Below are 22,016 nucleotides of genomic sequence, written 5' to 3'. Positions count from 1 at the left end.
TTCCCAAGGACAGACAATGCCCAATTTCTTCATTGGCCGGCCCAACTTTGCCTGGGTCGTGGCCATTTTCATCACGCTGGCCGGCGTGCTGGCGATACCGTCTTTGCCGGTGTCGCAGTTTCCGGTGGTCGCTCCGCCGCAGATCTCCATCTTCGCCACCTACCCCGGCGCTTCGGCTGCCACGCTGGTCGATTCGGTCACCAGCGTGATCGAGGAGGAGCTCAACGGCGCGACCCGTCTGATGTACTTCGCCTCATCGAGCAGCTCGGATGGCACGGCCGAAATCACCGCCACCTTCGAGCCCGGCACCGATCCCAATCTGGCCCAGGTCGACGTGCAGAACCGACTCAAGAAGGCCGAAGCGCGCCTGCCCGCGGCTGTGACCCAGCAGGGGCTGCAGGTCGATCAGGCGAATGCCGGCTTCCTGATCATCTACGCCCTGACCTACAAGGGCGATGACAGCCACAAGGACGTGGTCGGCCTGTCCGACTACGCGGCGCGCAGCATCAACAACGAGCTCCGGCGCCTGCCGGGCGTGGGCAAGCTGCAGTTCTTCAGCTCGGAAGCCGCAATGCGCATCTGGATCGATCCGCAGAAGCTGCTGGGCTATGGCTTGTCGGTCGAGGATGTGAACCGCGCGATTGCCGCGCAGAACGTTCCCGTGCCCGCGGGCAGTTTCGGCAGCCGGCCAGGCTCACCCGAGCAGGAACTCACGGCAACGATTGCCGTCAAGGGCATGCTGGAGACGCCGCAGGAGTTCGAGCGCATCGTGCTGCGCGCCAATGTCGACGGCTCCACCGTGCGCCTGGCCGATGTGGCGCGGCTGGAGATCGGTCGCCAGGACTACAGCTTCGACACCACGCTGGACGGCAAGAAGGCGGTGTCCGCCGCCGTGCAGCTTGCCCCGGGCGCCAATGCCATCAAGACCGCCAAGGCGGTGCGCGCGCGCCTGCAGGAGCTGTCGGCGGCCTTCCCCGCCGATGTGGAGTACTCCATTCCCTACGACACCTCGCTGTTTGTCGAGGTGGCGATTGAAAAGGTGATCCACACGCTGATCGAAGCCGTGGTGCTGGTGTTCCTGGTGATGTTCCTGTTCCTGCAGAACCTGCGCTACACGCTGATTCCCACCATTGTCGTGCCGGTGTGCCTGCTGGGCACGTTTGCGGTGATGTCGGTGCTCGGCTTCTCGGTCAACATGATGACCATGTTCGGCATGGTGCTGGCCATAGGCATTCTGGTCGACGACGCCATCGTGGTGGTGGAAAACGTCGAGCGCATCATGGCCGAGGAAGGCCTGTCGCCGCGCGCGGCCACCATCAAGGCCATGGAGCAGGTCAGCGGCGCGATTGTCGGCATCACGCTGGTGCTGGCGGCGGTGTTCCTGCCGCTGGCGTTCATGAGCGGCTCGGTGGGCGTGATCTACCAGCAGTTCTCGCTGTCGCTGGCGGTGTCCATCATGTTCTCCGGCTTCCTGGCGCTGACGCTGACGCCCGCGCTGTGCGCCACGCTGCTCAGGCCCATCCCCCAGGGACAGCACGCCGAGAAGAAAGGCTTCTTCGGCTGGTTCAACCGCCTCTTCGCGCGCCTGAGCGAGCGCTTCGAGGCGCTCAACCACCAACTGCTGCGCAGGACCGGACGCTACATGCTGGTCTACCTGGCCCTTGTGGCGGTGCTGGCCGTGCTGTATGCGCGCCTGCCCGAGTCGTTCGTGCCCACCGAAGACCAGGGCACGCTGATTGTCGACATGCAATTGCCGCCGGGCGCGACGCATCTGCGCACGCAGGCGCTGGTCGACGACGTGGAGCAATACCTGCTGTCGCGCGCCGGCGTGGATTCGGCGTTCTCGGTGCTGGGCTTCAGTTTCTCGGGCAGCGGCCAGAACGCGGCCATTGCGTTTCCCACGCTCAAGGACTGGTCGCAGCGCGGCGCCGGCCAGTCGGCCATGGATGAAGTCGCGGCCTTGAACGCGCGCTTTGCCAGCGTTTCCGACGGCACCGTGATGGCGGTCTCGCCGCCGCCCATCGAAGGCCTGGGCAACTCGGGCGGCTTTTCGCTGCGCCTGCAGGACCGCGCCGGCCTGGGCCGCGCGGCGCTGACCGCTGCGCGCGACAAGCTGCTGCAGATGGCCAGCAGCTCGCCCGTGATTGCCTACGCCATGATGGAAGGCCTGCAGGACGCGCCCCAGCTGCGGCTGGACGTGGACCGCGACAAGGCCCAGGCGCTGGGCGTGAACTTCGATGCCGTGCGCTCGGCAATCTCCACCGCCTACGGTTCGGCGACGATCAACGACTTCGCCAACGCGGGGCGGCTGCAGCGCGTGGTCGTGCAGGCCGATGTGAGCAGCCGCATGACGCCGGAAAAAGTGCTGGAGCTCAACGTCCCCAACCGCGACGGCAAGCTGGTGCCGCTCAAGTCCTTTGTCACCCCGCGCTGGGAAAGCGGCGCGGTGCAGATCTCGCGCTACAACGGCTATCCGGCGTTCAACATCGGCGGCGACGCCGCGCCCGGCCACAGCACGGGCGAGGCCATGGCCGAGCTCGAGCGCATGATGGGCGAATTGCCACCGGGAATCGGCTACGAATGGACGGGCCTGTCGCACCAGGAAAAGCTTGCCGGCGCGCAGGCGCCCTTTCTCTTCACGCTGGCCATCCTGGTGGTGTTCCTGCTGCTGGTGGCGCTCTACGAGAGCTGGTCCATACCGGCTTCGGTGATGCTGATCGTGCCGATTGGCGCCCTGGGCTCGGTGCTGGCCGTGAGCATTCTGGGCATGTCCAATGACGTTTACTTCAAGGTGGGGCTGATCACCGTCATCGGCCTGGCGGCAAAGAACGCGATTCTGATCGTCGAGTTCGCCAAGGACCTGATGGCCCAGGGCCAGCCGCTGGTCGATGCCGCGCTGCGCGCCGCGCGCCTGCGCTTTCGGCCCATCGTCATGACTTCGCTGGCCTTCATTCTGGGCGTGCTGCCCCTGGTCATGGCCTCGGGCGCGGGCGCCGCCAGCCAGCGCTCGATAGGCACCGGCGTCATCGGCGGGATGCTCAGCGCCACGCTGCTGGGCGTGGTTTTCGTTCCCGTCTTCTTTGTCTGGGTGCTGTCGCTGACCCGCCGCAGGAAGCCGCAGGGCAACGCCACCCCACAGGCCGGCGAACCGGCCTGCCCGGAAAAGTGAGGAACTTCAACTTCCCGGCGGCGCGCTGACGCGGCCTCAGTCGAGCTGCACGTTGGCCGCCGCGACCAGCGCCTTCCAGGCCGGCGCGTCGCGCTGGTAGGCGGCGCGAAACGCCTGCGGCGTGCCCATCACCGCGAGGCCACCCGTGTTGACCAACTGCTCCTGCACCTTGGGGTCCTGCGCCAGCTCCTTGACCAGGCTGGAGAGCTGGGCGACGACATCCGCGGGAATGCCCGCGGGCGCGCCCATGCCTATCCAGCCGACCACCGAATAGGCGGAGTCGGTCAGTCCCTGCTCATGCAGGGTCGCGACCTTGGGCAAGGTAGGCGCGCGCTCGCGGCCCACCAGGCCTATGGCCTTGAGCCGGCCGGCGTCGACAAAAGGTTTGGCGCCGGCCACGCCGGCAAAGCACAGCTGCAGCTGCCCGCCCAGCAGGTCCTGCAGCATGGGTGCCTCGCCCTTGTAGGCCACATGGGTCATGTCGGAGCCCGTCATCTTGCTCAGATAGGCGCCGACCAGATGCGCCTGCGATCCCTGGCCCCAGGAGCCATAGGACAGCTTGCCCTGGTTGGCCTTGACGTACGCCAGCAGCTCCTGCATGTTGTTGGCCGGCACCGAGGGGTGGACCACCAGCACGATGGGCGCGGTCGCGATCTGGGTGATGAGTTCCAGGTCCTTTTCGGGGTTGTAGGGCAGTTTGGAGTAGAGAAACTGGTTGACCATCATCGAGGTCGACAGCGACACCAGCAGCGTATGGCCATCGGCCGGCGCGCGCGCCACGGCGTCGGTGCCGAGAATGCCGGACGCGCCGCCGCGGTTGTCGACCAGCACCGGCTTGCCCAGCCGCTTGCTCATGCCGTCGGCCAGCGTGCGCGCGACGACATCGGTGCTGCCGCCCGCGTTGTAGGGCACGATGATGCGTATCGGCTTGGACGGCCAGGCGGCCTTGCTGCCCTGTGCCTGGGCGCTGCCCAGCACGCCGGCGCCGGTCCAGGCGGCCGCGCCTTGCAGCAGCCTGCGGCGGCTCAATGGGGGAACATTCATGGCGAAATCCTGAGAGTGCGAAGTCATGCGTAAAGCCTAAAAACCCGGAATTGATCGAATCGGAGCCGGCGCCTTCACGCCGCGGCTTCGCGTTCCTGCAGCACGCGCCACATCACCTTGCCGCTGCCGCTCTTGGGCAGCGCATCGACAAACACCAGCTGGCGCGGCGCCTTGTAGCTGGCCATGTGTTCGCGGCACCAGTCGAGGATTTCCTGTTCGCCGACCTGGCCCTTGTGCGTGGCGCGCAGCACGACCACGGCCTTGACGGTCTCGCCGCGGTAGCTGTCGCGCGCCGAGATCACGCAGGCTTCCTGCACCGCCGGGTGCTTGAACATCAGCGCCTCGACTTCGGCCGGCCAGACCTTGAAGCCGCTGGCATTGATCATGCGTTTGAGGCGGTCGGTGATGAAGAAGTAGCCTTCCTCGTCGATGCGGCCCAGGTCGCCCGAACGGAAAAAGCGCTTGCCTTCGATCTCGATGAACGCCGCCGCCGTGGCTTCGGGGCATTTCCAGTAGCCGGCAAACACTTCGGGGCCGTGGATCACGATCTCGCCCTGCTCGCCCTGCGGCACTTCCTGACCCGTATCGGGGTCGATCACGCGCGCGTCGGTGCTCATGAAAGGAATGCCCAGGCACTGCTGCTTGGGGCGGTCGGGCGGATTGCTGTGCGAAGGCGCGGCGGTTTCGGTCAGGCCATAGCCTTCGATGTAGCGCAGGCCGAACTGGTCGAGCAGGCGCTGGGCCACGGCCTGGGGCATGGCCGCGCCGCCGCCGCCGATGTGGCGCAGGCTGGTGAGGTCGTACTGGTCGAAGTGGGGGCTGGCCATCAGGTCGATGACCATGGTCGGGATATTGGTCCAGCTCGTGACCTGGTAGCGCGAGATCAGCCGGCCGGCAAGCTCGCGCTCCCAGCGCGGCATGATGACCAGCGTCGCGCCCAGGCAGATGCAGGTGTGCAGCATGGACACCAGGCCCGTGATGTGGAACATAGGCACCACGCCCAAAACCACCTGCTCGCTGGTCGCGTTGCTCCAGAAGCCCGAAGCCACGGCGTTGTGCATGATGGAGCGGTGGGTGTGCATGCAGCCCTTGGGCAGTCCCGTGGTGCCGCTGGTGTACGGCAGCACGCACAGATCGTCGGCGCCCACGGTATGCGCCGAAGCCATGGCCGTGCAGGCCAGCGCCTCGTCCCAGGGGTGGACCTGGCCTTGCGCCAGGGCCGGCAAAGGGTGGCGCGTGAGCAGCCATTCGCGCCATTGTTCGGGCGGCGCGTCGGGGCCTTGCACATCGGCATCGAAGGCATCGCTGAACTGCGTGACCACCAGATGCTGCAGTCCGCTGCCCGCGGGCAAGGCATTGCTGGCCTTGGCGAGTTCGCCGGCCAGATCGCCGCTGGTCAGCGCGACCTTGGCGTCGGGATCGGTGATGTAGTGCTGCAACTCGTCGGCGCGGTTCATGGGGTTGACCGGCACCACGACTGCGTTGGCACGCATGATCGCGTAATGCGCAATGACCAGCTGCGGCGAATTCTGCATCAGCACGACCACGCGGTCACCCCGGCCCACGCCCAGGCTTTGCAGATAGGCCGCGACGCGCTCCACGTCCGCGGCCAGCGCGCCGTAGGTCAGGTGGCGGCCGAAGAACACCAGCGCGGTCTTGTCGGGATAGCGCCGCGCACTGACGGCCAGGTTGTCCCATACCGACGTGGCGGGAACGGTGATCGAATGGGGCAGCCGGGCGGGCCAGAAAGCGTGATGAGGGCGCATGGATGTTGCTCGCTATGAAATCAACAGCTAGACTAGGCCAGCGCGCCGGCGCTGGCACTAGGCACAAGACCTAGGTACGGGTCACCTGCGCGACGCTGACACGGCCGCAACCCCGCCGAAAACTCAAGCGCGCGAAGCCGCGTCCCCAGGCGCGGCGCCGGCCATCGCCCGGTCACCGCGCACATGGGCGGCAATGCGCGCGAATTCCGCCGCGGGCGCGCCGGCGACGCAAGCCTGCACATGGTCTTCCCATATCTGGCCCTGCTGCTCCACCTGGGCCTGAAGAAACGTGTCGTGCATCACCTGCGCATCGCTGCAGCGCGCATACGCATAGGGGTTGTGCCCGCCGCACAGCTGGCGCAGCTGCAGCCAGAACGCCTGGCGCGTCACGGCCTGGCCTTGCACGCGCTGCCACTGGTGCAGCAGTTCGTGCGCAAAAACGCCCGCGATCTGCGGCTGCACCAGGCGCAGCGGCTGGCGCGGATCGCTGGCCACAAAGCAGATGCGTGGCATGGAGATGCGCCCGCCGTTGAACGACAGCGCGCGCCGCGTGTCGCCCACGCGGCGCAGGTAGATGCGCAGCCCGGGCAGATGCGCATCGAGCGTGGCGCCGAAATGCCGGCGCACGAAAGCGCGCTCCAGCGGCAGCAGCGGACGGCTCCAGAACCAGTCCACCATCGCGCTCATTGTGTTCGGTTACTCAAGGTGCTCTCCAAACCCTCTGTCCATGAAACCGGCGTGCCCCGACAAGGGGGCAGCGAGGAAGGGCCGCCCCGCACCGAGGCTGCCGTCCCCCTGGGGGGAAGCGGCGTAGCCGCTCAGGGGGGTCATTTCTGCATCTGCGCCCAGAGCTTGTCCAGGCGCTTGACGCTCACCGGGTAAGGCGTGCGCAGTTCCTGGGCGAAGAAGCCCACGCGCAACTCTTCGAGCATCCAGCGGTATTCCTGCATGCGCGCATCGACCTGGCCCTTGCGGTCGGCAACCAGGCGCCAGTAGCGCTGCTCGTGCGGGCGCAGCTCGGCCAGGCGCGCGGCGTCGCGCGCGGGATCGGCGCGCCACTTGTCCAGGCGCAGCGTGATGGCCTTGAGGTAGCGCGCAAAATGCGCCAGCTGCGTCCAGGGCGCGGCGGCAATGAACTGCTTGGGCATGAGCTTTTGCAGCTGCTGCAGCGCATCGGCCGTGGCCTCGGGCGCATTCTTCGTGTCCTTGATCTTGCGCGCCGCAGCCGTGTACTCGACCAGGATGGCGCCCGCCAGCCGCGCGACTTCGTTGGCGATCAAGGTCAGCCGGCCGCGCCCGTCCTGCACGCGCTGCGTGAATTCCGCGGCGTTGGTGGGCAGGGGATCGAGCACGAAAGCCCGGTCCAGCGCGACATCGATGATCTGCTGGCGCAGCTCCTCCTGCGTGCCCAGCGGCATGAAGGCCACGGCCATTTTCTGCAGGTCGGGAATGTTCTTTTCCAGGTACTTGAGCGCGTCCTTGATCTGCAGCGCGAACAGCCGGCGCAGGCCCGCGCGGTGCTTGGCGGCCGCGACTTCGGGCTCGTCGAAGACTTCGATGCCGACGGCATCGCCGTGGTCTATCAGCGCCGGAAAGCCCACCAGCGACTGCGCGCCCTGGCGGATTTCCATCAGCTCGGGCAGCGTGCCGAAGCTCCATTGCGTGTAGCGCTGGCCGGCCGCGGGCGCGTCGCTGGCCGGCTTGGCCACGGGCTGTGCCTGGGACTTGCCCACGGGCGCCGCGGCCTTGGCCGTCGGCTTTGCCGCCGCCGATGCCGATGCCGGTGCGGGCGCGCCGTCTTCGAGCACATTGGCCAGCTTCATTCCGGCCAGCGCCTGGAACGCGCCGCGCGCCTTGGCGCCGAGCTGGGCCTTGAGCGCGCCCAGGTTGCGGCCCTGGCCCAGCTGGCGGCCATGCTCGTCGGTCACGCGGAAGTTCATGAACAGGTGCGGGCTCAGCATGTCGAGCTTGAAATCGGCGCGCTTGATGTCCAGGGAGGTTTCATCGCGCGCCTGCTTGAGCAGCGCGTCGACCAGCCCGCCCTGCACGAAGCGTTCGGGCGCGCACAGCAGCTCGGCCAGGCGCTGCGCGTTCTCGGGCAGCGGCACGAAGCGGCTGCGCGGGCGCTGGGGCAGGCTCTTGAGCAGCGCCTGGATCTTGTCCTTGAGCATGCCCGGCACCAGCCATTCGGCGCGCTCCTCGCTGACCTGGTTGAGCACGAACAGCGGCACCGTGACGGTGACGCCGTCGCGCGCGTCGCCCGGCGAATGCAGGTACTGGGCCGCGCAGTCGACGCCGCCGAGCTTGATGACCTTGGGAAACGCCTGGGTGGTGATGCCCGCGGCCTCGTGGCGCATGAGTTCGTCGCGCGTGAGACGCAGCAGGTCGCTGTTCTCGCGGCTGGCCATCTGGAACCAGCGCTCGAATGTGGCGCCGCTGAACACGCCCTGCGGCAACTGCTGGTCATAGAAGGCGTAGATCAGCTCGTCGTCGACCAGCACGTCCTGGCGGCGCGACTTGTGCTCCATCTCCTCGATCTTGGCGACCAGCTTGCGGTTGGCCTGCAGGAAAGGCAGGCGCGTGTCCCAGCCGCCGTCGACCAGCGCCTGGCGGATGAACAGCTCGCGCGCCGACTGCGGATCGACCTTGCCGAAGCTGGTGCGCCGGCCGTTGTAGACCACCAGGCCGTACAGCGTCGCGCGCTCGAGCGCGACCACATCGGCGCTTTTCTTTTCCCAGTGCGGGTCGAGCAGCTGTTTCTTCAGCAGATGGGCGCCGACCTCTTCCAGCCACACCGGCTCCACGGCCGCAATGCCGCGGCCGTACAGGCGCGAGGTCTCGACCAGTTCGGCGGCAACGATCCAGCGGCCGGGCTTTTTCGACAGGTGCGCGCCCGGGTGCGGGTGAAAGCGAATGCCGCGCGCCCCAAGGTAGCTGTCGCTCTCGTCGCCCTTGTAGCCGAGGTTGCCCAGCAGGCCCGAAAGCATGGACAGGTGCAGCGCCTCGTAGCCCGCGGGCTGGGTGTTGATCTGCCAGCGCTGCTCCTTGACCACTGTGAGCAGCTGCGAATAGATGTCGCGCCACTCGCGCACGCGGCGGATGTTGATGAAATTCTGCCGCAGCAGCTGTTCCCACTGGCGGTTGCTGATCTTGTGCGAGGCGTCGTCGGCCGGCACGGGCACGCCGGCGTCGGGCTTCCAGGCCGGGGCCGCATCGGCCTGGACCGATGCCTGAGCGCCCGTGCTGCGCTGGGCCACGGGCAGGAAGGCCGCATTGCGCGCCGAGGCCTTGGGCGCGGGCGCGGCCTGACTGGCCATCTCGCGCCGGCTTTGCGCCACGACCTTGCCGCCGCGCGCGTCCTGCAGCCATTTCCACAGCCGCAGATAGCCGCTGAACTCGCTTTTCTCGTCGTCGAACTTGGCGTGCTGCTGGTCGGCCTGCTGCTGGGCGTCTATGGGCCGGTCGCGCACATCCTGCACCGACAGCGCCGAGGCGATGACCAGCACTTCGGCCACGGCGCCGCGCGCGCGCGCCTCGAGAATCATGCGGCCCACGCGCGGGTCCAGCGGCAGGCGCGACAGCTCCTGGCCCATGGGCGTGATGTCGCCGTGGTCGGTCACCGCGCCGAGCTCGGCCAGCAGCTGGTAGCCGTCGGCAATGGCCCGGCCCGAAGGCGCCTCGAGGAAGGGGAAGTTGACCACGTCGCCCAGGCCCAGCGACTTCATGCGCAGGATCACGCCGGCCAGCGAGCTGCGCAGGATTTCGGGGTCGGTGAACGCCGGGCGCGCGAGGAAATCGGCATCGTCGTACAAACGAATGCAGATGCCGTCGGCCACGCGGCCGCAGCGGCCCGCACGCTGGTTGGCCGCGGCCTGGCTGATGGGCTCGACCAGCAGCTGCTCGACCTTGCTGCGGAAGCTGTAGCGCTTGACGCGCGCCGTGCCCGCGTCGATCACATAGCGGATTCCGGGCACGGTCAGCGAGGTCTCGGCAACGTTGGTCGCCAGCACGATGCGCCGGCCGGTGTGGCCTTCGAAGATGCGGTCCTGCTCGGCCTGCGACAGCCGCGAGAACAGCGGCAGCACTTCGGCGCCGCGCAGCACGGGCTGGTGCTGCAGGTGCTTGCGCAGATGGTCGGCGGCTTCGCGGATTTCGCGCTCGCCCGGCAAAAACACCAGGATGTCGCCGCCGCGCCCGCCGGCCCAGAGCTCGTCGACGCCGTCGGCAATCGCCTCGTTGAGGCCGTAGTCGCGGCTTTCCTCGAACGGCCGGTAGCGCTGCTCGACCGGGAAGGTGCGGCCCGAGACCATGATGACGGGCGCCGGACCGTCGGCGGAGGCGAAATGGCGCGCAAAGCGGTCGGCGTCGATGGTCGCCGAAGTCACGACCACCTTGAGGTCGGGGCGCTTGGGCAGGATCTGGCGCAGATAGCCCAGCAGAAAGTCGATGTTGAGGCTGCGTTCGTGCGCCTCGTCGATGATCAGCGTGTCGTAGGCCTTGAGCAGCGGATCGGTCTGGGTTTCGGCCAGCAGGATACCGTCGGTCATCAGCTTGACCGTGGTGTCCTTGGACAGCCGGTCCTGGAAGCGCACCTTGTAGCCGACCACGCCGCCCAGCGGCGTCTTGAGCTCCTCGGCAATGCGCTTGGCGACCGAACTGGCGGCAATGCGCCGCGGCTGGGTGTGGCCGATCAGCTTGCCCTGGGTGCCGGCCGGCGCATTGCACTTGCCGCGGCCCAGCGCCAGCGCGATTTTCGGCAGCTGCGTGGTCTTGCCCGAGCCGGTCTCGCCGCAGACAATGATCACCTGGTGCTGCTCCATGGCGCGCATGATCTCCTCGCGCCGCGTGGACACGGGCAGGGAGGCAGGAAAGTCAAGGGTGTACGCGCGCGGCGCGGCAGCGGTCTGCGGATCGGAAAAAGGCATAGCCCGCCATTATCCGCAGCCCGGGCTCCCAGCGCTGGCGGCCCATGATTTATTCCGGGCCGGCGCAGGACTCTGCAGGCGACCGATGCGCGCTGACAACTTCTTCGCCCTGCGCCTCGCAGGATGTCGCGGCGTGCTTATGATGCGACATTTGTCGCCCCGGGCTTGTAGCCCGCCTTCGCCCGCCCCGTCCACGCCGCCCATGTCCACCGTCTTCAACTTCACCTTCGTTCCCTGGTTCCGCTCGGTTGCGCCCTATATCCACAAATTCCGCAACCAGACCTTTGTCGTCGGCATCACGGGCGAAGCCATTGCGGCCGGCAAGCTCACAAGCATCGCCCAGGACCTGGCGATGATCCAGGCGATGGGCGTGCGCATCGTGCTGGTCCACGGTTTCCGTCCCCAGGTCAACGAGCAGCTCCAGGCCAAGGGCCATGCGCCGCAGTATTCGCACGGCATCCGCATCACCGACTCCGTGGCGCTCGACTGTGCACAGGAAGCCGCGGGCCAGCTGCGCTATGAAATCGAAGCGGCGTTCAGCCAGGGCCTGCCCAACACGCCGATGGCCGGCGCCACGGTGCGCGTGCTGTCGGGCAATTTCGTCACCGCACGCCCCGTGGGCATCGTCGACGGCGTCGATTTCAAGCATTCGGGACTGGTGCGCAAGGTCGACGTGAACGCGATACGCCAGACGCTCGACATGGACGCCATGGTGCTGCTGTCGCCGTTCGGCTTCTCGCCCACGGGCGAGGCCTTCAACCTCAACATGGAAGAGGTCGCGACCAGCGTGGCCATAGAGCTCAAGGCCGACAAGCTGATCTTCCTGACCGAAGTGCCCGGCATCTACCAGCACCCGCTCGAGCCCGCGGGCGACGACAACCCCATAGACACCGAGCTGCCGCTGGCCACCGCCCAGTCGCTGCTGGCCCAGCTGCCCGCGCCCCAGCAGCCCACCGACACCGCGTTCTACCTGCAGCACTGCGTCAAGGCCTGCAAGGCCGGCGTCGAGCGCAGCCATATCCTGCCGTTCGCGGTCGACGGCGCGCTGCTGCTCGAAATCTATGTGCACGACGGCATAGGCACCATGGTCATCGACGAGAAGCTCGAAGAGCTGCGCGAAGCCACGGCCGACGATGTCGCGGGCATCGTGCAGCTGATAGAGCCGTTCGAGAACGACGGCACGCTGGTCAAGCGCAGCCGCACCGAGATCGAGCGCGACATCACCAACTACACGCTGATCGAGCACGACGGCGTGATCTTCGGCTGCGCCGCGCTCTACCCCTATCCCAAGGAAAAGACCGCCGAAATGGCGGCCGTGACGGTCTCGCCCAAGAGCCAGGGCACGGGCGACGGCGAAAAGCTGCTCAAGCGCATAGAGCAGCGCGCGCGCAACCAGGGGCTGGAAAGCCTGTTCGTGCTGACCACGCGCACCATGCACTGGTTCATCAAGCGCGGTTTCCAGCCCGTGGACCCGAACTGGCTGCCTGAATCGCGCAAGGCCAAGTACAACTGGGACCGCAAGAGCCAGGTACTGGTCAAAAAGCTCTGAAGCATGTAATGGCCTCGCGCCCGCTTTTACTGCGACGCGGGGCTATCATCGGCACACTTTTTTCCTCGGCCCCATTCACCCCAGCCCATGCCCCTGCCCGTTCTCTACTCCTTTCGCCGCTGCCCCTATGCCATTCGCGCCCGCCTGGCGCTGGCCCATTCGGGCATTGCCTGCGAGCTGCGCGAAGTCAATCTGCGCGCCAAGCCCGAAGCGCTGCTGCAGGCCTCGCCCAAGGGCACGGTGCCGGTGCTGGTCACCGCGGACGGCGTGATCGAGCAAAGCCTGGAAATCATGCTCTGGGCGCTGCGCCAGAACGACCCCGACGGCTGGCTGGCCCCGACCGAAGGCAGCGAAGCCGAGATGCTGGCGCTGATCAATGACCTGGATACGCGCTTCAAGCCCGCGCTCGACCGCTGCAAGTACCCCGAGCGCTACAGCGCCGCCGAAGTCAACGACGCCCAGGCCGAAGCCCTGACCTGGCTCGCGGCGCTGGACGAGCAGCTGACCGACACCGGCTATCTGTTCGGTCTGCACCCGAGTCTTGCCGACATGGCGCTGCGCCCTTTCGTGCGCCAGTTCGCGCGCATCGACGAGGCCCAGTGGGCCGAGCAGCCCTGGCCCGCGCTGCAGGCCTGGCTGCAGCGCTGGATAGATTCCGCGCTGTTTGCCGAAGTGATGGAAACCTACCCCGGCTGGCGCGACGGCGAGACCGGCCCGACCTTCATGGCCCAGGTGTCGGGCGCGCAATAAGCCTCAGAACTGGATGTCGGCGCGGACTATCTCGCGCCATTCGCCGGGCGCGAGCCCGTCCAGGCGCAGATTCGCGATGCTTTGGCGCACCAGGCGCAGCGTGGGATGGCCTATGGCCGCGGTCATCTTGCGCAGCTGGCGATTCTTGCCTTCGACGATGCTCACTTCAAGCCACACATCCTGCACCGACTTGCGTAGGCGCACGGGCGGCTCGCGCGGCGGCACGTCTGGCTGGGGATCGAGCAGCACGGCCGCGCAGGGCTTGGTCTGGTAATCCTCTATGCGCAGTCCCGCGCGCATGCGCTGCAATGCTTCTTCGCTGGGCACGCGCTCGACCAGCGCCCAGTAGGTCTTGGGCTTTTCATTGCGCGGGTTGAGCAGGCGCTCGATCAGCGGGCCATCATCGGTCAGCAGCAGCAGGCCTTCGGAGTCCTTGTCGAGCCGGCCCGCGGGATACACGCCCTTGGGCAGGCCGAACTCGGCCAGCGAACGTGCGCCATCATCGGGAGTGAACTGGGACAGCACGCCGTAGGGCTTGTGAAAGAGAAAATAACGGGGCATCGGCAGCACTGGAGCACCAGGCGGCGCTCCGTCAGAAAGCAGGACGGCAATTCTCGCCCATGTTTCCTGCCGTGTCAGTCGACGCTGCGCGTGACTTCCAGCGCCTTGGCCACGACATCGCGCGTGAGCGTTGGCACAAAGCTCTCTATGAAGTGGAAGGCATAGCCGCGCAGCCAGGCGCCGCGGCGCAGGCCCAGGCGCGTCAGGTTGACTTCAAACAGGTGACCCGCATCGAGCAGGCGCAGATGGCGGTCGCGCTCGGCGTCCACCGCAATCGAGGCGACTATGCCCACGCCCATGCCCAGCTCCACATAGGTCTTGATCACGTCGGCATCCATCGCCGAGAGCACCACATCGGGCGCCAGGCCTTCGCGCGCAAAGGCTTCGTCGATGTGGGCCCGGCCGGTATAGCCCTGCTCGTAGGTGATGATGGGGTGCTGCACCAGTTGCGCCAGCGTCAGCGGCCCCTCGATGTCCAGCAGCGCATGGCCTGGCGGCACGACGATGCTGTGCGTCCAGCGGTAGCACGGCAGCGTGACCAGTTCATCATGGGTGCTCAGGGCCTCGGTGGCCACGCCGATGTCGGCTTCGCCGCTGAGCAGCATCTGCGCCACCTGCTGGGGCGAGCCCTGGTGCAGGTGCAGCACGACCTGGGGAAAGCGGCTGCGGAAATCGCGTACCACCTGCGGCAGCGCATAGCGCGCCTGCGAGTGCGTGGCGGCAATCGACAGCCGGCCCTGGTCGCTGGTGCTGAAGTCCAGGCCTGCGCGGCGCAGGTTGTCGGCTTCGAACAGCAGCTTCTCGACGATGGGCATCAGGCTTTCGCCCGGCGGCGTCAGGCCCGTGAGCCGCTTGCCCGCGCGCACGAAGATCTGCACACCGAGTTCTTCCTCGAGCTCGCGGATCTGCCGGCTCACGCCGGGCTGGGAGGTATAGAGCGCCTGCGCGACCTCGGTGAGGTTGAAGCCCCGGCGCACGGTTTCACGCACCGAACGCAATTGCTGGAAATTCATGCCACTGACCTGTTTTTCTTCTGGCGTATGCGGGCCGCAGGAATTGCGGCGTGCGCGCCGCCTGCGCGCATCTTCGAAAGAAATCGCGGCCGGCTCACGCCGCGACCAAGGCGTTTTCCCAGCGCACGAGAGGCTCGACGTCCTGCGGCTCGGCTTCGAGAAACTCGAGCTGATTGCCTGCCGGGTCCTTAAGATAGAAACGCGCAAAGCCCGCGAGGCCCTGGTTTTCGACCAGCGGCAGCTGCGCGGCCAGCAGGCGCTGGCGCAGCGCGGGCAGATCCTGCACTTCGAACGCCAGGTGCGAGACCGCGGGCAGCGGCTGCCATTGCGCCACACCGACAAGATCGATGCGCTGGCCGCCGGCGACGAAATGCAGGGCCGCGCCTTCGACCTGCTCGCCCGGCAATTCGCTCAGGCCCAGCAGGTCGCGGTAGAAATGCCGCATGGCCGGCGCATTGCCGGCGCGGAATGCGAGCTGCAGATGATGGACGCCGCGAATGCTCATGCTGCCCCCACCGCCGCCGCGCAGCCGCCGGATCGCGCCAGGCCGCGCAGCGCAATGCGCGGCGCCCGCTTGCGCGAGCGCACTGGCGCAATCAGGTTCCAGCTGGCGGCCGTGATGGCTATCAGCTGCAATGTGGGCGTCAATGGCGCCAGGCCGCGGGCGGCAGGCTTGAGGCAGGTTTTCATGGGGCTCTCCTTGCGGCGCCGACCGGGGCCGGCGCCGTATGCGCTTACTTGCGGGTGTAGATCTGGTCGAAGCTGCCGCCGTCGGCGAAATGCTCCTTGTCGGCCTTGGCCCAGCCGCCAAACGCCTGATCGATGGTCACCAGCGTCAGCTTGGGAAAGGTGCTGGCGAACTGCGCCTTGGCCTTTTCCGAAGTCGGACGGTAGAAGTTGCGCCCGGCAATCTGCTGCGCCTCTTCGGAGTACAGGAACTTGAGGTATTCCTCGGCGACGGCACGCGTGCCGCGCTTGTCGACCACCTTGTCGACCACGGCCACCGAAGGCTCGGCCAGGATGGAGATCGAAGGCACGACGATGTCGAACTTGTCGCGGCCGAATTCCTTGAGCGCAAGGAAAGCTTCGTTTTCCCAGGCCAGCAGCACATCGCCCACGCCGCGCTGCACGAAGGTCATGGTCGAGCCGCGCGCGCCGGTGTCCAGCACGGGAACGTTCTGGAACAGCTTGCCGACGAATTCCTTGGCCTTGGGGTCGCCGCCATATTTGCGCTTGGCGAATTCCCAGGCCGCGAGGTAGTTCCAGCGCGCGCCGCCCGAAGTCTTGGGGTTGGGAGTGATCACCTGCACGCCGGGCTTGATCAGATCGTCCCAATCCTTGATGCCCTTGGGATTGCCCTTCTTCACCAGGAACACGATGGTCGAGCTGTAGGGCGCCGAGTTGTGCGGCAGGCGCTTTTGCCAATCGGCGTTGATCTGGCCGCCGTTCTTGGCGACGGCGTCGATGTCGCCGGCCAGGGCCAGTGTCGCCACATCGGCGTCGATGCCGTCGATGATGGAGCGCGCCTGCTTGCCCGAACCGCCGTGCGACTGCTTGACAGAGACCGCCTGGCCGGTCTTGGCCTGCCAGTGCTTGGCAAACGCCTGGTTGTACTCGACGTACAGCTCACGCGTGGGATCGTAGGAAACATTGAGCAGTGTCAAGGGCTGGGCCATGGCCGGACCCGCCGTGAGTGCAACGCTGGCAGTCAGCGCGAGCAGGGCTGGAAACTTGATAAAGTGACGGCGAATTGTCATTTGGGTCTCGAATAGGTTGCGGTGAGCGCTTGAACGCTGCTGAACGCATTCTGGAACCGACCCATCAAAACTTAAACCAATAAGATTTCAGTTCGTTATATCCAAAACATCTGAAGTCAGCACAAGGATCTTTTCCCCATGGCACGTACCGTTCACTGCATCAAGCTCGACAAGGAAGCCGAAGGCCTCGATTTCCCGCCCTATCCCGGTGAACTGGGCAAGCGCATCTGGGAAAGCGTGAGCAAGGAAGCCTGGGCCGGATGGCTCAAGCACCAGACCATGCTGGTCAACGAAAACCGCCTCAACCTCGCCGATGCGCGCGCCCGCCAGTACCTGGCACGCCAGATGGAAAACCATTTCTTCGGCGGCGGCGCCGACGCCGCCGTGGGCTACGTGCCCCCGACCGACGCATAAAACGCCAGCCGGGCCGCATCCATTGACGGCCCCGGTGCAGGACGGGATAATCCCGTCTTTCTGCGGGAGAGCTAAGGCGCTGCATGCGCTTTCGCCGAAGGCGCAAACTCCCATAATCGCTCAGGCACCCGGAACCGCAGGAATCGTTCGCCAACTGGAGAGCAGTCAGGGCGCGGCTTGCCGCGCCGCCGACTCACCGAAGGGGCAAGCGCTCCTGGCTTGCCGCCTGGAGCGCGCAAACTCTCAGGTACAAAGGACAGCGGGAGAGGCGTATCGGCACCGTCAGGCGACGGGCCGGTTTCCACCGAGACTTTTTGCGTGTCCTCTTCCCTCTCCGCCATCCAGCCTCTGCAGGCGTCCTCCCCTATCGACACCATGCTGGTGATCTACCTCGTGGCGATCACCGCCGAAGCCATGTCCGGCGCACTGGCCGCGGGCCGGCGCAACATGGACATCTTCGGCGTCGCCGTGATTGCCTTCGTCACCGCCCTGGGCGGCGGCACCATACGCGACATGGTGCTCGGCCATTTCCCCATAGGCTGGACCCAGCACCCCGAATACGTCTACCTGGTGATTTCCGCGGGCCTTCTGACAACGCTGGTCGCGCGCCATCTGCTGCGCCTCAAGCAGCTGTTCCTGCTGCTCGACGCCATGGGGCTGATCGCGTTCTCGCTGATAGGCTGCAACGTGGCGCTCAAGCTCAACTACCCGCTGGTGGTCGTCATCATCTCGGGCATGCTCACCGGCATCAGCGGCGGCATTCTGCGCGACGTGCTGTGCAACCAGGTGCCGGTGGTGTTCCGGCGCGAGCTCTATGCCAGCGTGTCGCTCGCGGTCTGCGTGCTGTTCCTGCTGCTGCAGCATTTCGCGGTGTCCACGGGCATCAGCACCGCCATCTGCTTTGCGGGCGGCCTGGCGCTGCGCCTGCTGGCCATCCGTTTCAAATGGCGGCTGCCGACGTTCTCCTACCAGCAGCGCTGGGAATGAACGCCGCGGCCTGATTTCTCCCTATGTCCGAAGCAATTGACTGGCTGCCCGACGGCACGCCCTACAGCCCGCGTTTTTCCGACCGCTACCACAGTGAAAACGGCGGCCTGGACCAGGCGCGCCAGGTGTTTTTCGCCGGCTGCGGCCTGCCCGCGGCCTGGGCCTATGCCGCGCAGTGGCGCATTCTCGAGACCGGTTTCGGCTTCGGACTCAACTTTCTCGTCACCTGGGCCGCCTGGAAAGCCGACCCGGCGCGTCCGCGCCAGCTGCATTTCGTCTCGATCGAGGCTTACCCAGTCACGCAGGACGACATGCGCCGCGCCATGCCGCAGGACCCCGCACTGCACCCGCTGGCCGAACAGCTCGCCGCGCAGTTCTGGGGCCTGCTGCCGGGCGTGCACCGGCTGTCGTTCGAGGACGGCCAGGTGCAGCTGACGCTCTACATCGGCGATGCCCAGGCCCAGCTGCGCCAGCAGATGCCTACCGCGGACTCGGTCTACCTCGACGGTTTCAGCCCCGCGCGCAATCCCGAGATATGGGATGCGCAGACGCTCAAGGCCGTGGCGCGCTGCTGCCGCCGCGGCACGCGGCTGGCAAGCTGGACGATTGCGCGCGCGGTGCGCGATGCGCTGGCCGAGAACGGCTTCGAAGTGCAGAAGGTGCCGGGCGTTCCCCCGAAGCGCGACAACCTGCAGGCGCTGTTCAATCCGCGCTGGGAGCCGCGCCGGCGCGCCGATGCCTGGAGCCAGCCGCCGCAGCTGCCGCCCGCCGACGCGCGCCGCGCCATCGTCATTGGCGGCGGCATTGCGGGCGCGTCCGTCGCCTTCGAGCTCGCGCGCCGCGGCTGGCAGGTCGAGGTGCTGGACCAGGCCGATCAACCCGCGGGCGGCGCCTCGGGCCTGCCCGCAGGCCTGTTTGCCCCCCATGTCTCGCCCGACGACAGCCTGCTGTCGCGGCTGTCGCGCAGCGGCGTGCGCGCCACGCTGCAGCGGGCCCATGCCTTGCTGCAACCCGGCCAGGATTGGCAGCACTGCGGCGTACTCGAACACCGCGTGGAAAGCAGCGACGGGCTCATAGGCCTGCCGCGCGAATGGCAGCTCGAAGGCGCGCATGCCGCGCCCCCGGGTTCGCGCCCGCACCCGGGCCATCACTGGAGCCACCCCGCCGACGCCGCGCAGCGCGCGCTGGCCGGGCTGGATGGCGCCGACGCCGCCTGCTGGCATGCGCAGGCCGGCTGGATACGGCCGGCGCAGCTGGTGCGCGCGCTGCTGGCCCAGCCCGGCATCCAGTGGCAAGGCCGGCGCCGCGTCGCGCAATTGCAGCGCCAAGGCAGCGACTGGCAGTTGCTCGATGCCCAGGGCCAGGTACTGGGCCAGGCACCGCTGGTGGTGATTGCCGGCGGCCATGGCAGCGACCAGCTGCTGCCTGCCGGCTGGCCGCTGCAGCGCATGCGCGGCCAGGTCTCCTGGGGCGAGCACAAGGACCTGGCGGCCGATGCGCTGCCGCCCTTCCCGGTCAACGGCAAGGGCAGCCTGGTGCCCCATATTCCGCTGGGCGGCCTTGATGCGGGCCGCGGCTGGTTCATGGGCTCGACTTTCGAGCGCGACAGCGATACGCTGCCGCCATCCCCCGCGGACCAGGCCGCAGCGCATGCGGCCAACGCGCTGCGACTGCAGGCCTTGCTGCCAGGCAAGGCGGCGGCACTGGCGCCGGCGTTTGCCGCCACGCCGCAGCTGTGGGCTGGCGTGCGCCTGGCCGCGCCCGACCGCCTGCCGCTGGTCGGTCCGGTGGACCCGGTGCACCAACCGGGCCTGTGGACCTGCACGGCCATGGGCGCGCGCGGCATTACGCTGGCGCTGCTGTGCGCCGAACTGCTGGCCGCGCGCCTGCACGACGAGCCGCTGCCGCTTGACGCCAAGCTCGCGCAGGCGCTGTCGACCCAGCGCATCGGCGCCTGACCGGGGCCTGACAGAGGGTTTTGCACCGGTTCAGAAAACCGGCCGAAAACGCCTCTCGGCAGGCCGCCAGGCCGCGCCAGTGCTTGCGCATAAGCTTATTCGCATAAAGGAAGCACAAAACAATAGTTTGCCCGGCGGCTGTCCCGGCCTACATTTCCCAGCATGCATGCTTCGAGCACCCTCCCCCCACATGCCCCACGAAGGCGCCGGGCGCTCGCGCGACTTTCCTGCATTTGCGCCCGCCTGCCGCAGGCTCTCCGCGGCCCGGCAGGGCTTCACCGGTTTTCGCACTGAACCGCCATGTACCAATACACCCCCTTTGACCAGGAATTCGTGAAGCTGCGCGCCGATCAGTTCCGTGACCAACTCGAACGCTGGCAGGCCGGCAAGCTGCCGGAAGACGACTTCCGCCCGCTGCGCCTGCAAAACGGCTGGTATGTGCAGCGCTACGCGCCCATGCTGCGCGTGGCCGTGCCCTACGGCGAAATCGCCAGCCGGCAGATCCGCGTGCTGGCGCGCATCGCGCGCGAATATGACGAACCCGAAGCCGAAGTCTTCAAGGCCGCGATGGAAGGCCAGGGCCTGCTGGGCACCACGTTCCTGCCCACGCACTGCGCCCACTTCACGACCCGCACCAACGTGCAGTTCAACTGGATTCCGCTGGCCAAGGCCGCCGATGTGATGGACCTGCTGGCCAGCGTCGATCTGCACGGCATCCAGACCAGCGGCAACTGCATTCGCAACACCACCACCGACGCCCTGGCCGGCGTGGCCGTCGACGAGATCGTCGATCCGCGCCCCTACGCTGAAATCCTGCGCCAGTGGACCACGCTGCACCCCGAGTTCGCCTTCCTGCCGCGCAAGTTCAAGATCGCCATCAGCGGCGCCGCGGAAGACCGTGCCGCCACGGGTTGGCACGATGTGGGCCTGCATGTGGTGAAGAACGCCGCCGGCGAAGTCGGCTTCAAGGTGTTTGTCGGCGGCGGCATGGGCCGCACCCCGGTGATCTCCACGCAGATCCGCGAGTTCCTGCCCTGGAACCAGGTGATGAACTACATCGAGGCCATCGTGCGCGTGTACAACGAGCACGGCCGGCGCGACAACAAGTACAAGGCGCGGATCAAGATCCTGGTCAAGGCCGAAGGCCAGCAGTACATCGACGATGTCGAAGAGGAATATCGCCAGATCGTCGAGATCGACGGCGGCCCGCACACCATTCCCCAGGCCGAGCTCGACCGCGTCAAGGCCTGCTTTGTCGATCCGCAGCTGCCGGCGCTCAAGCCGCTGTCGGCCGAGGAAATCGCGCAGTCGCTTGCGGCCCACTCGGCCGCCGAGCCCGGCTTTGCCCGCTGGCTGGCGCGCAACGTGCACCCGCACCGCAATCCGCAGCTGCGCGCCGTCACGCTGTCGTTCAAGCGCCCCGGCCAGTCGCCGGGCGACGCCACGGGCGACCAGCTCGACGCCCTGGCCGCGCTGATGGACCGCTTCTCGTCGGGCGAAGCCCGCGTCACCCATGACCAGAACGTGCTGCTGCCCTGGGTGCCCGTGAGCGAGCTGTTCACGCTGTGGCAGGAAGCGCGCGCGCTGGGCCTGGCCAGCGCCAACGTGCAATTGCTGACCGACATGATCGCCTGCCCCGGCGGCGACTTCTGCGCGCTGGCCAATGCGCGCTCGCTGCCGATTGCCGAAGCCATCACCCAGCGCTACCAGGACCTCGACGAGCTCGACGACATCGGCCCCATCGACCTGCACATCAGCGGCTGCATCAACAGCTGCGGCCACCACCACAGCGGCCATATCGGCATCCTGGGCGTCGACAAGGACGGCAAGGAGTGGTATCAGGTCACGCTGGGCGGCTCGGACGGCTCGCTGCTGTCGGGCGCCTCGGTCGCGGGCAAGGTCATAGGCCCGTCGTTCTCGGCGGCCGAAGTGCCCGATGTGATCGAAGCCGTGCTGGCCACCTACCGCGACCAGCGCGAAGCCGGCGAGCGCTTCCAGGACACCGTGCGCCGCCTGGGCCTCGATCCGTTCAAGGAAGCCGGCAAGTCCGCGCGCCATCCTGCTCCCGTCGAAGCCGAAGCCACGGCCTGAGTTCCCGGTCCACCCAAAATCCGCTCGAGACG

Annotated in this window: 16 protein-coding genes and 1 riboswitch; of the genes, 7 read left to right on the top strand and 9 right to left on the bottom strand. The window is 67.2% G+C overall.

The window, feature by feature from the left end; all coding sequences use genetic code 11:
• The first annotated feature begins 16 nt into the window (after positions 1-16).
• A complete protein-coding gene (locus ACSVDO_RS09330) occupies positions 17-3,169 on the top strand; it encodes a multidrug efflux RND transporter permease subunit (protein WP_489596056.1) in 3,153 nt (1,050 codons plus the stop codon).
• Between the two features lie 36 nt (positions 3,170-3,205).
• On the opposite strand, the gene ACSVDO_RS09325 is transcribed toward ACSVDO_RS09330, so the two are convergent.
• From ACSVDO_RS09325 to hrpA, 4 genes are all read right to left on the bottom strand, one after another.
• Entirely contained in the window at positions 3,206-4,213 is a 1,008-nt protein-coding gene (locus ACSVDO_RS09325; protein WP_332534181.1) for a Bug family tripartite tricarboxylate transporter substrate binding protein, read from the bottom strand.
• Positions 4,214-4,287: 74 nt separating this feature from the next.
• On the bottom strand, positions 4,288-5,979 hold the full coding sequence (locus ACSVDO_RS09320; RefSeq protein ID WP_489596055.1) for a long-chain fatty acid--CoA ligase: 1,692 nt from the start codon (positions 5,977-5,979) through the stop codon (positions 4,288-4,290).
• A 123-nt stretch (positions 5,980-6,102) separates the two neighbouring features.
• Complete coding sequence (locus ACSVDO_RS09315; RefSeq protein ID WP_489596053.1) at positions 6,103-6,666, bottom strand: hypothetical protein; 564 nt, start codon at positions 6,664-6,666, stop codon at positions 6,103-6,105.
• Positions 6,667-6,806: 140 nt separating this feature from the next.
• The gene (gene hrpA, locus ACSVDO_RS09310; protein WP_489596374.1) at positions 6,807-10,808 is read right to left on the bottom strand and encodes an ATP-dependent RNA helicase HrpA; all 4,002 of its coding nucleotides are present in this window, start codon (positions 10,806-10,808) and stop codon (positions 6,807-6,809) included.
• 298 nt (positions 10,809-11,106) lie between these two features.
• Here hrpA and argA point away from each other — a divergent pair, with 298 nt between their 5' ends.
• A complete protein-coding gene (gene argA / locus ACSVDO_RS09305; RefSeq protein WP_489596051.1) occupies positions 11,107-12,453 on the top strand; it encodes an amino-acid N-acetyltransferase in 1,347 nt (448 codons plus the stop codon).
• An 87-nt stretch (positions 12,454-12,540) separates the two neighbouring features.
• Complete coding sequence (locus ACSVDO_RS09300; protein ID WP_489596049.1) at positions 12,541-13,203, top strand: glutathione S-transferase; 663 nt, start codon at positions 12,541-12,543, stop codon at positions 13,201-13,203.
• 3 nt (positions 13,204-13,206) lie between these two features.
• Here ACSVDO_RS09300 and ACSVDO_RS09295 read toward each other — a convergent pair whose 3' ends face one another.
• The 5 genes from ACSVDO_RS09295 to ACSVDO_RS09275 all read right to left on the bottom strand — a co-directional run bounded on the left by ACSVDO_RS09295 (position 13,207) and on the right by ACSVDO_RS09275 (position 16,534).
• Positions 13,207-13,764, bottom strand: coding sequence for a pseudouridine synthase (locus ACSVDO_RS09295; protein ID WP_489596048.1), 558 nt, complete (start codon positions 13,762-13,764; stop codon positions 13,207-13,209).
• Positions 13,765-13,838: 74 nt separating this feature from the next.
• Positions 13,839-14,777 carry a CysB family HTH-type transcriptional regulator gene (locus tag ACSVDO_RS09290; protein ID WP_332540175.1) on the bottom strand — a complete coding sequence of 313 codons (939 nt, stop codon included), beginning with the start codon at positions 14,775-14,777 and terminating at the stop codon, positions 13,839-13,841.
• 94 nt (positions 14,778-14,871) lie between these two features.
• On the bottom strand, positions 14,872-15,282 hold the full coding sequence (locus tag ACSVDO_RS09285; RefSeq protein ID WP_332540174.1) for a VOC family protein: 411 nt from the start codon (positions 15,280-15,282) through the stop codon (positions 14,872-14,874).
• Entirely contained in the window at positions 15,279-15,467 is a 189-nt protein-coding gene (locus tag ACSVDO_RS09280; protein WP_332540172.1) for a hypothetical protein, read from the bottom strand. Before ACSVDO_RS09280 ends, ACSVDO_RS09285 begins: the two co-directional genes overlap by 4 nt.
• Positions 15,468-15,511: 44 nt before the next feature.
• Positions 15,512-16,534 (bottom strand): sulfate ABC transporter substrate-binding protein, encoded by a 1,023-nt coding sequence (locus ACSVDO_RS09275; RefSeq protein ID WP_332549310.1) that lies wholly within the window; start codon positions 16,532-16,534, stop codon positions 15,512-15,514.
• Positions 16,535-16,672: 138 nt separating this feature from the next.
• Between ACSVDO_RS09275 and ACSVDO_RS09270 the strand changes: the two genes are divergently transcribed.
• The 4 genes from ACSVDO_RS09270 to ACSVDO_RS09255 all read left to right on the top strand — a co-directional run bounded on the left by ACSVDO_RS09270 (position 16,673) and on the right by ACSVDO_RS09255 (position 21,984).
• Positions 16,673-16,948: an oxidative damage protection protein gene (locus tag ACSVDO_RS09270; RefSeq protein WP_159918080.1), complete on the top strand. Its 276-nt coding sequence runs from the start codon at positions 16,673-16,675 to the stop codon at positions 16,946-16,948.
• 53 nt (positions 16,949-17,001) lie between these two features.
• A riboswitch (glycine riboswitch) is annotated at positions 17,002-17,095 on the top strand.
• 228 nt (positions 17,096-17,323) lie between these two features.
• A complete protein-coding gene (locus ACSVDO_RS09265; protein ID WP_332538532.1) occupies positions 17,324-17,935 on the top strand; it encodes a trimeric intracellular cation channel family protein in 612 nt (203 codons plus the stop codon).
• Between the two features lie 23 nt (positions 17,936-17,958).
• Complete coding sequence (gene mnmC, locus ACSVDO_RS09260) at positions 17,959-19,893, top strand: bifunctional tRNA (5-methylaminomethyl-2-thiouridine)(34)-methyltransferase MnmC2/FAD-dependent 5-carboxymethylaminomethyl-2-thiouridine(34) oxidoreductase MnmC1 (protein ID WP_489596045.1); 1,935 nt, start codon at positions 17,959-17,961, stop codon at positions 19,891-19,893.
• Positions 19,894-20,193: 300 nt separating this feature from the next.
• On the top strand, positions 20,194-21,984 hold the full coding sequence (locus tag ACSVDO_RS09255; protein WP_489596043.1) for a nitrite/sulfite reductase: 1,791 nt from the start codon (positions 20,194-20,196) through the stop codon (positions 21,982-21,984).
• Positions 21,985-22,016: the final 32 nt, after the last annotated feature.

The sequence above is a fragment of the Comamonas sp. DB36 genome (assembly GCF_057914905.1).
This window is presented reverse-complemented; position numbering and strand designations above follow the sequence as displayed.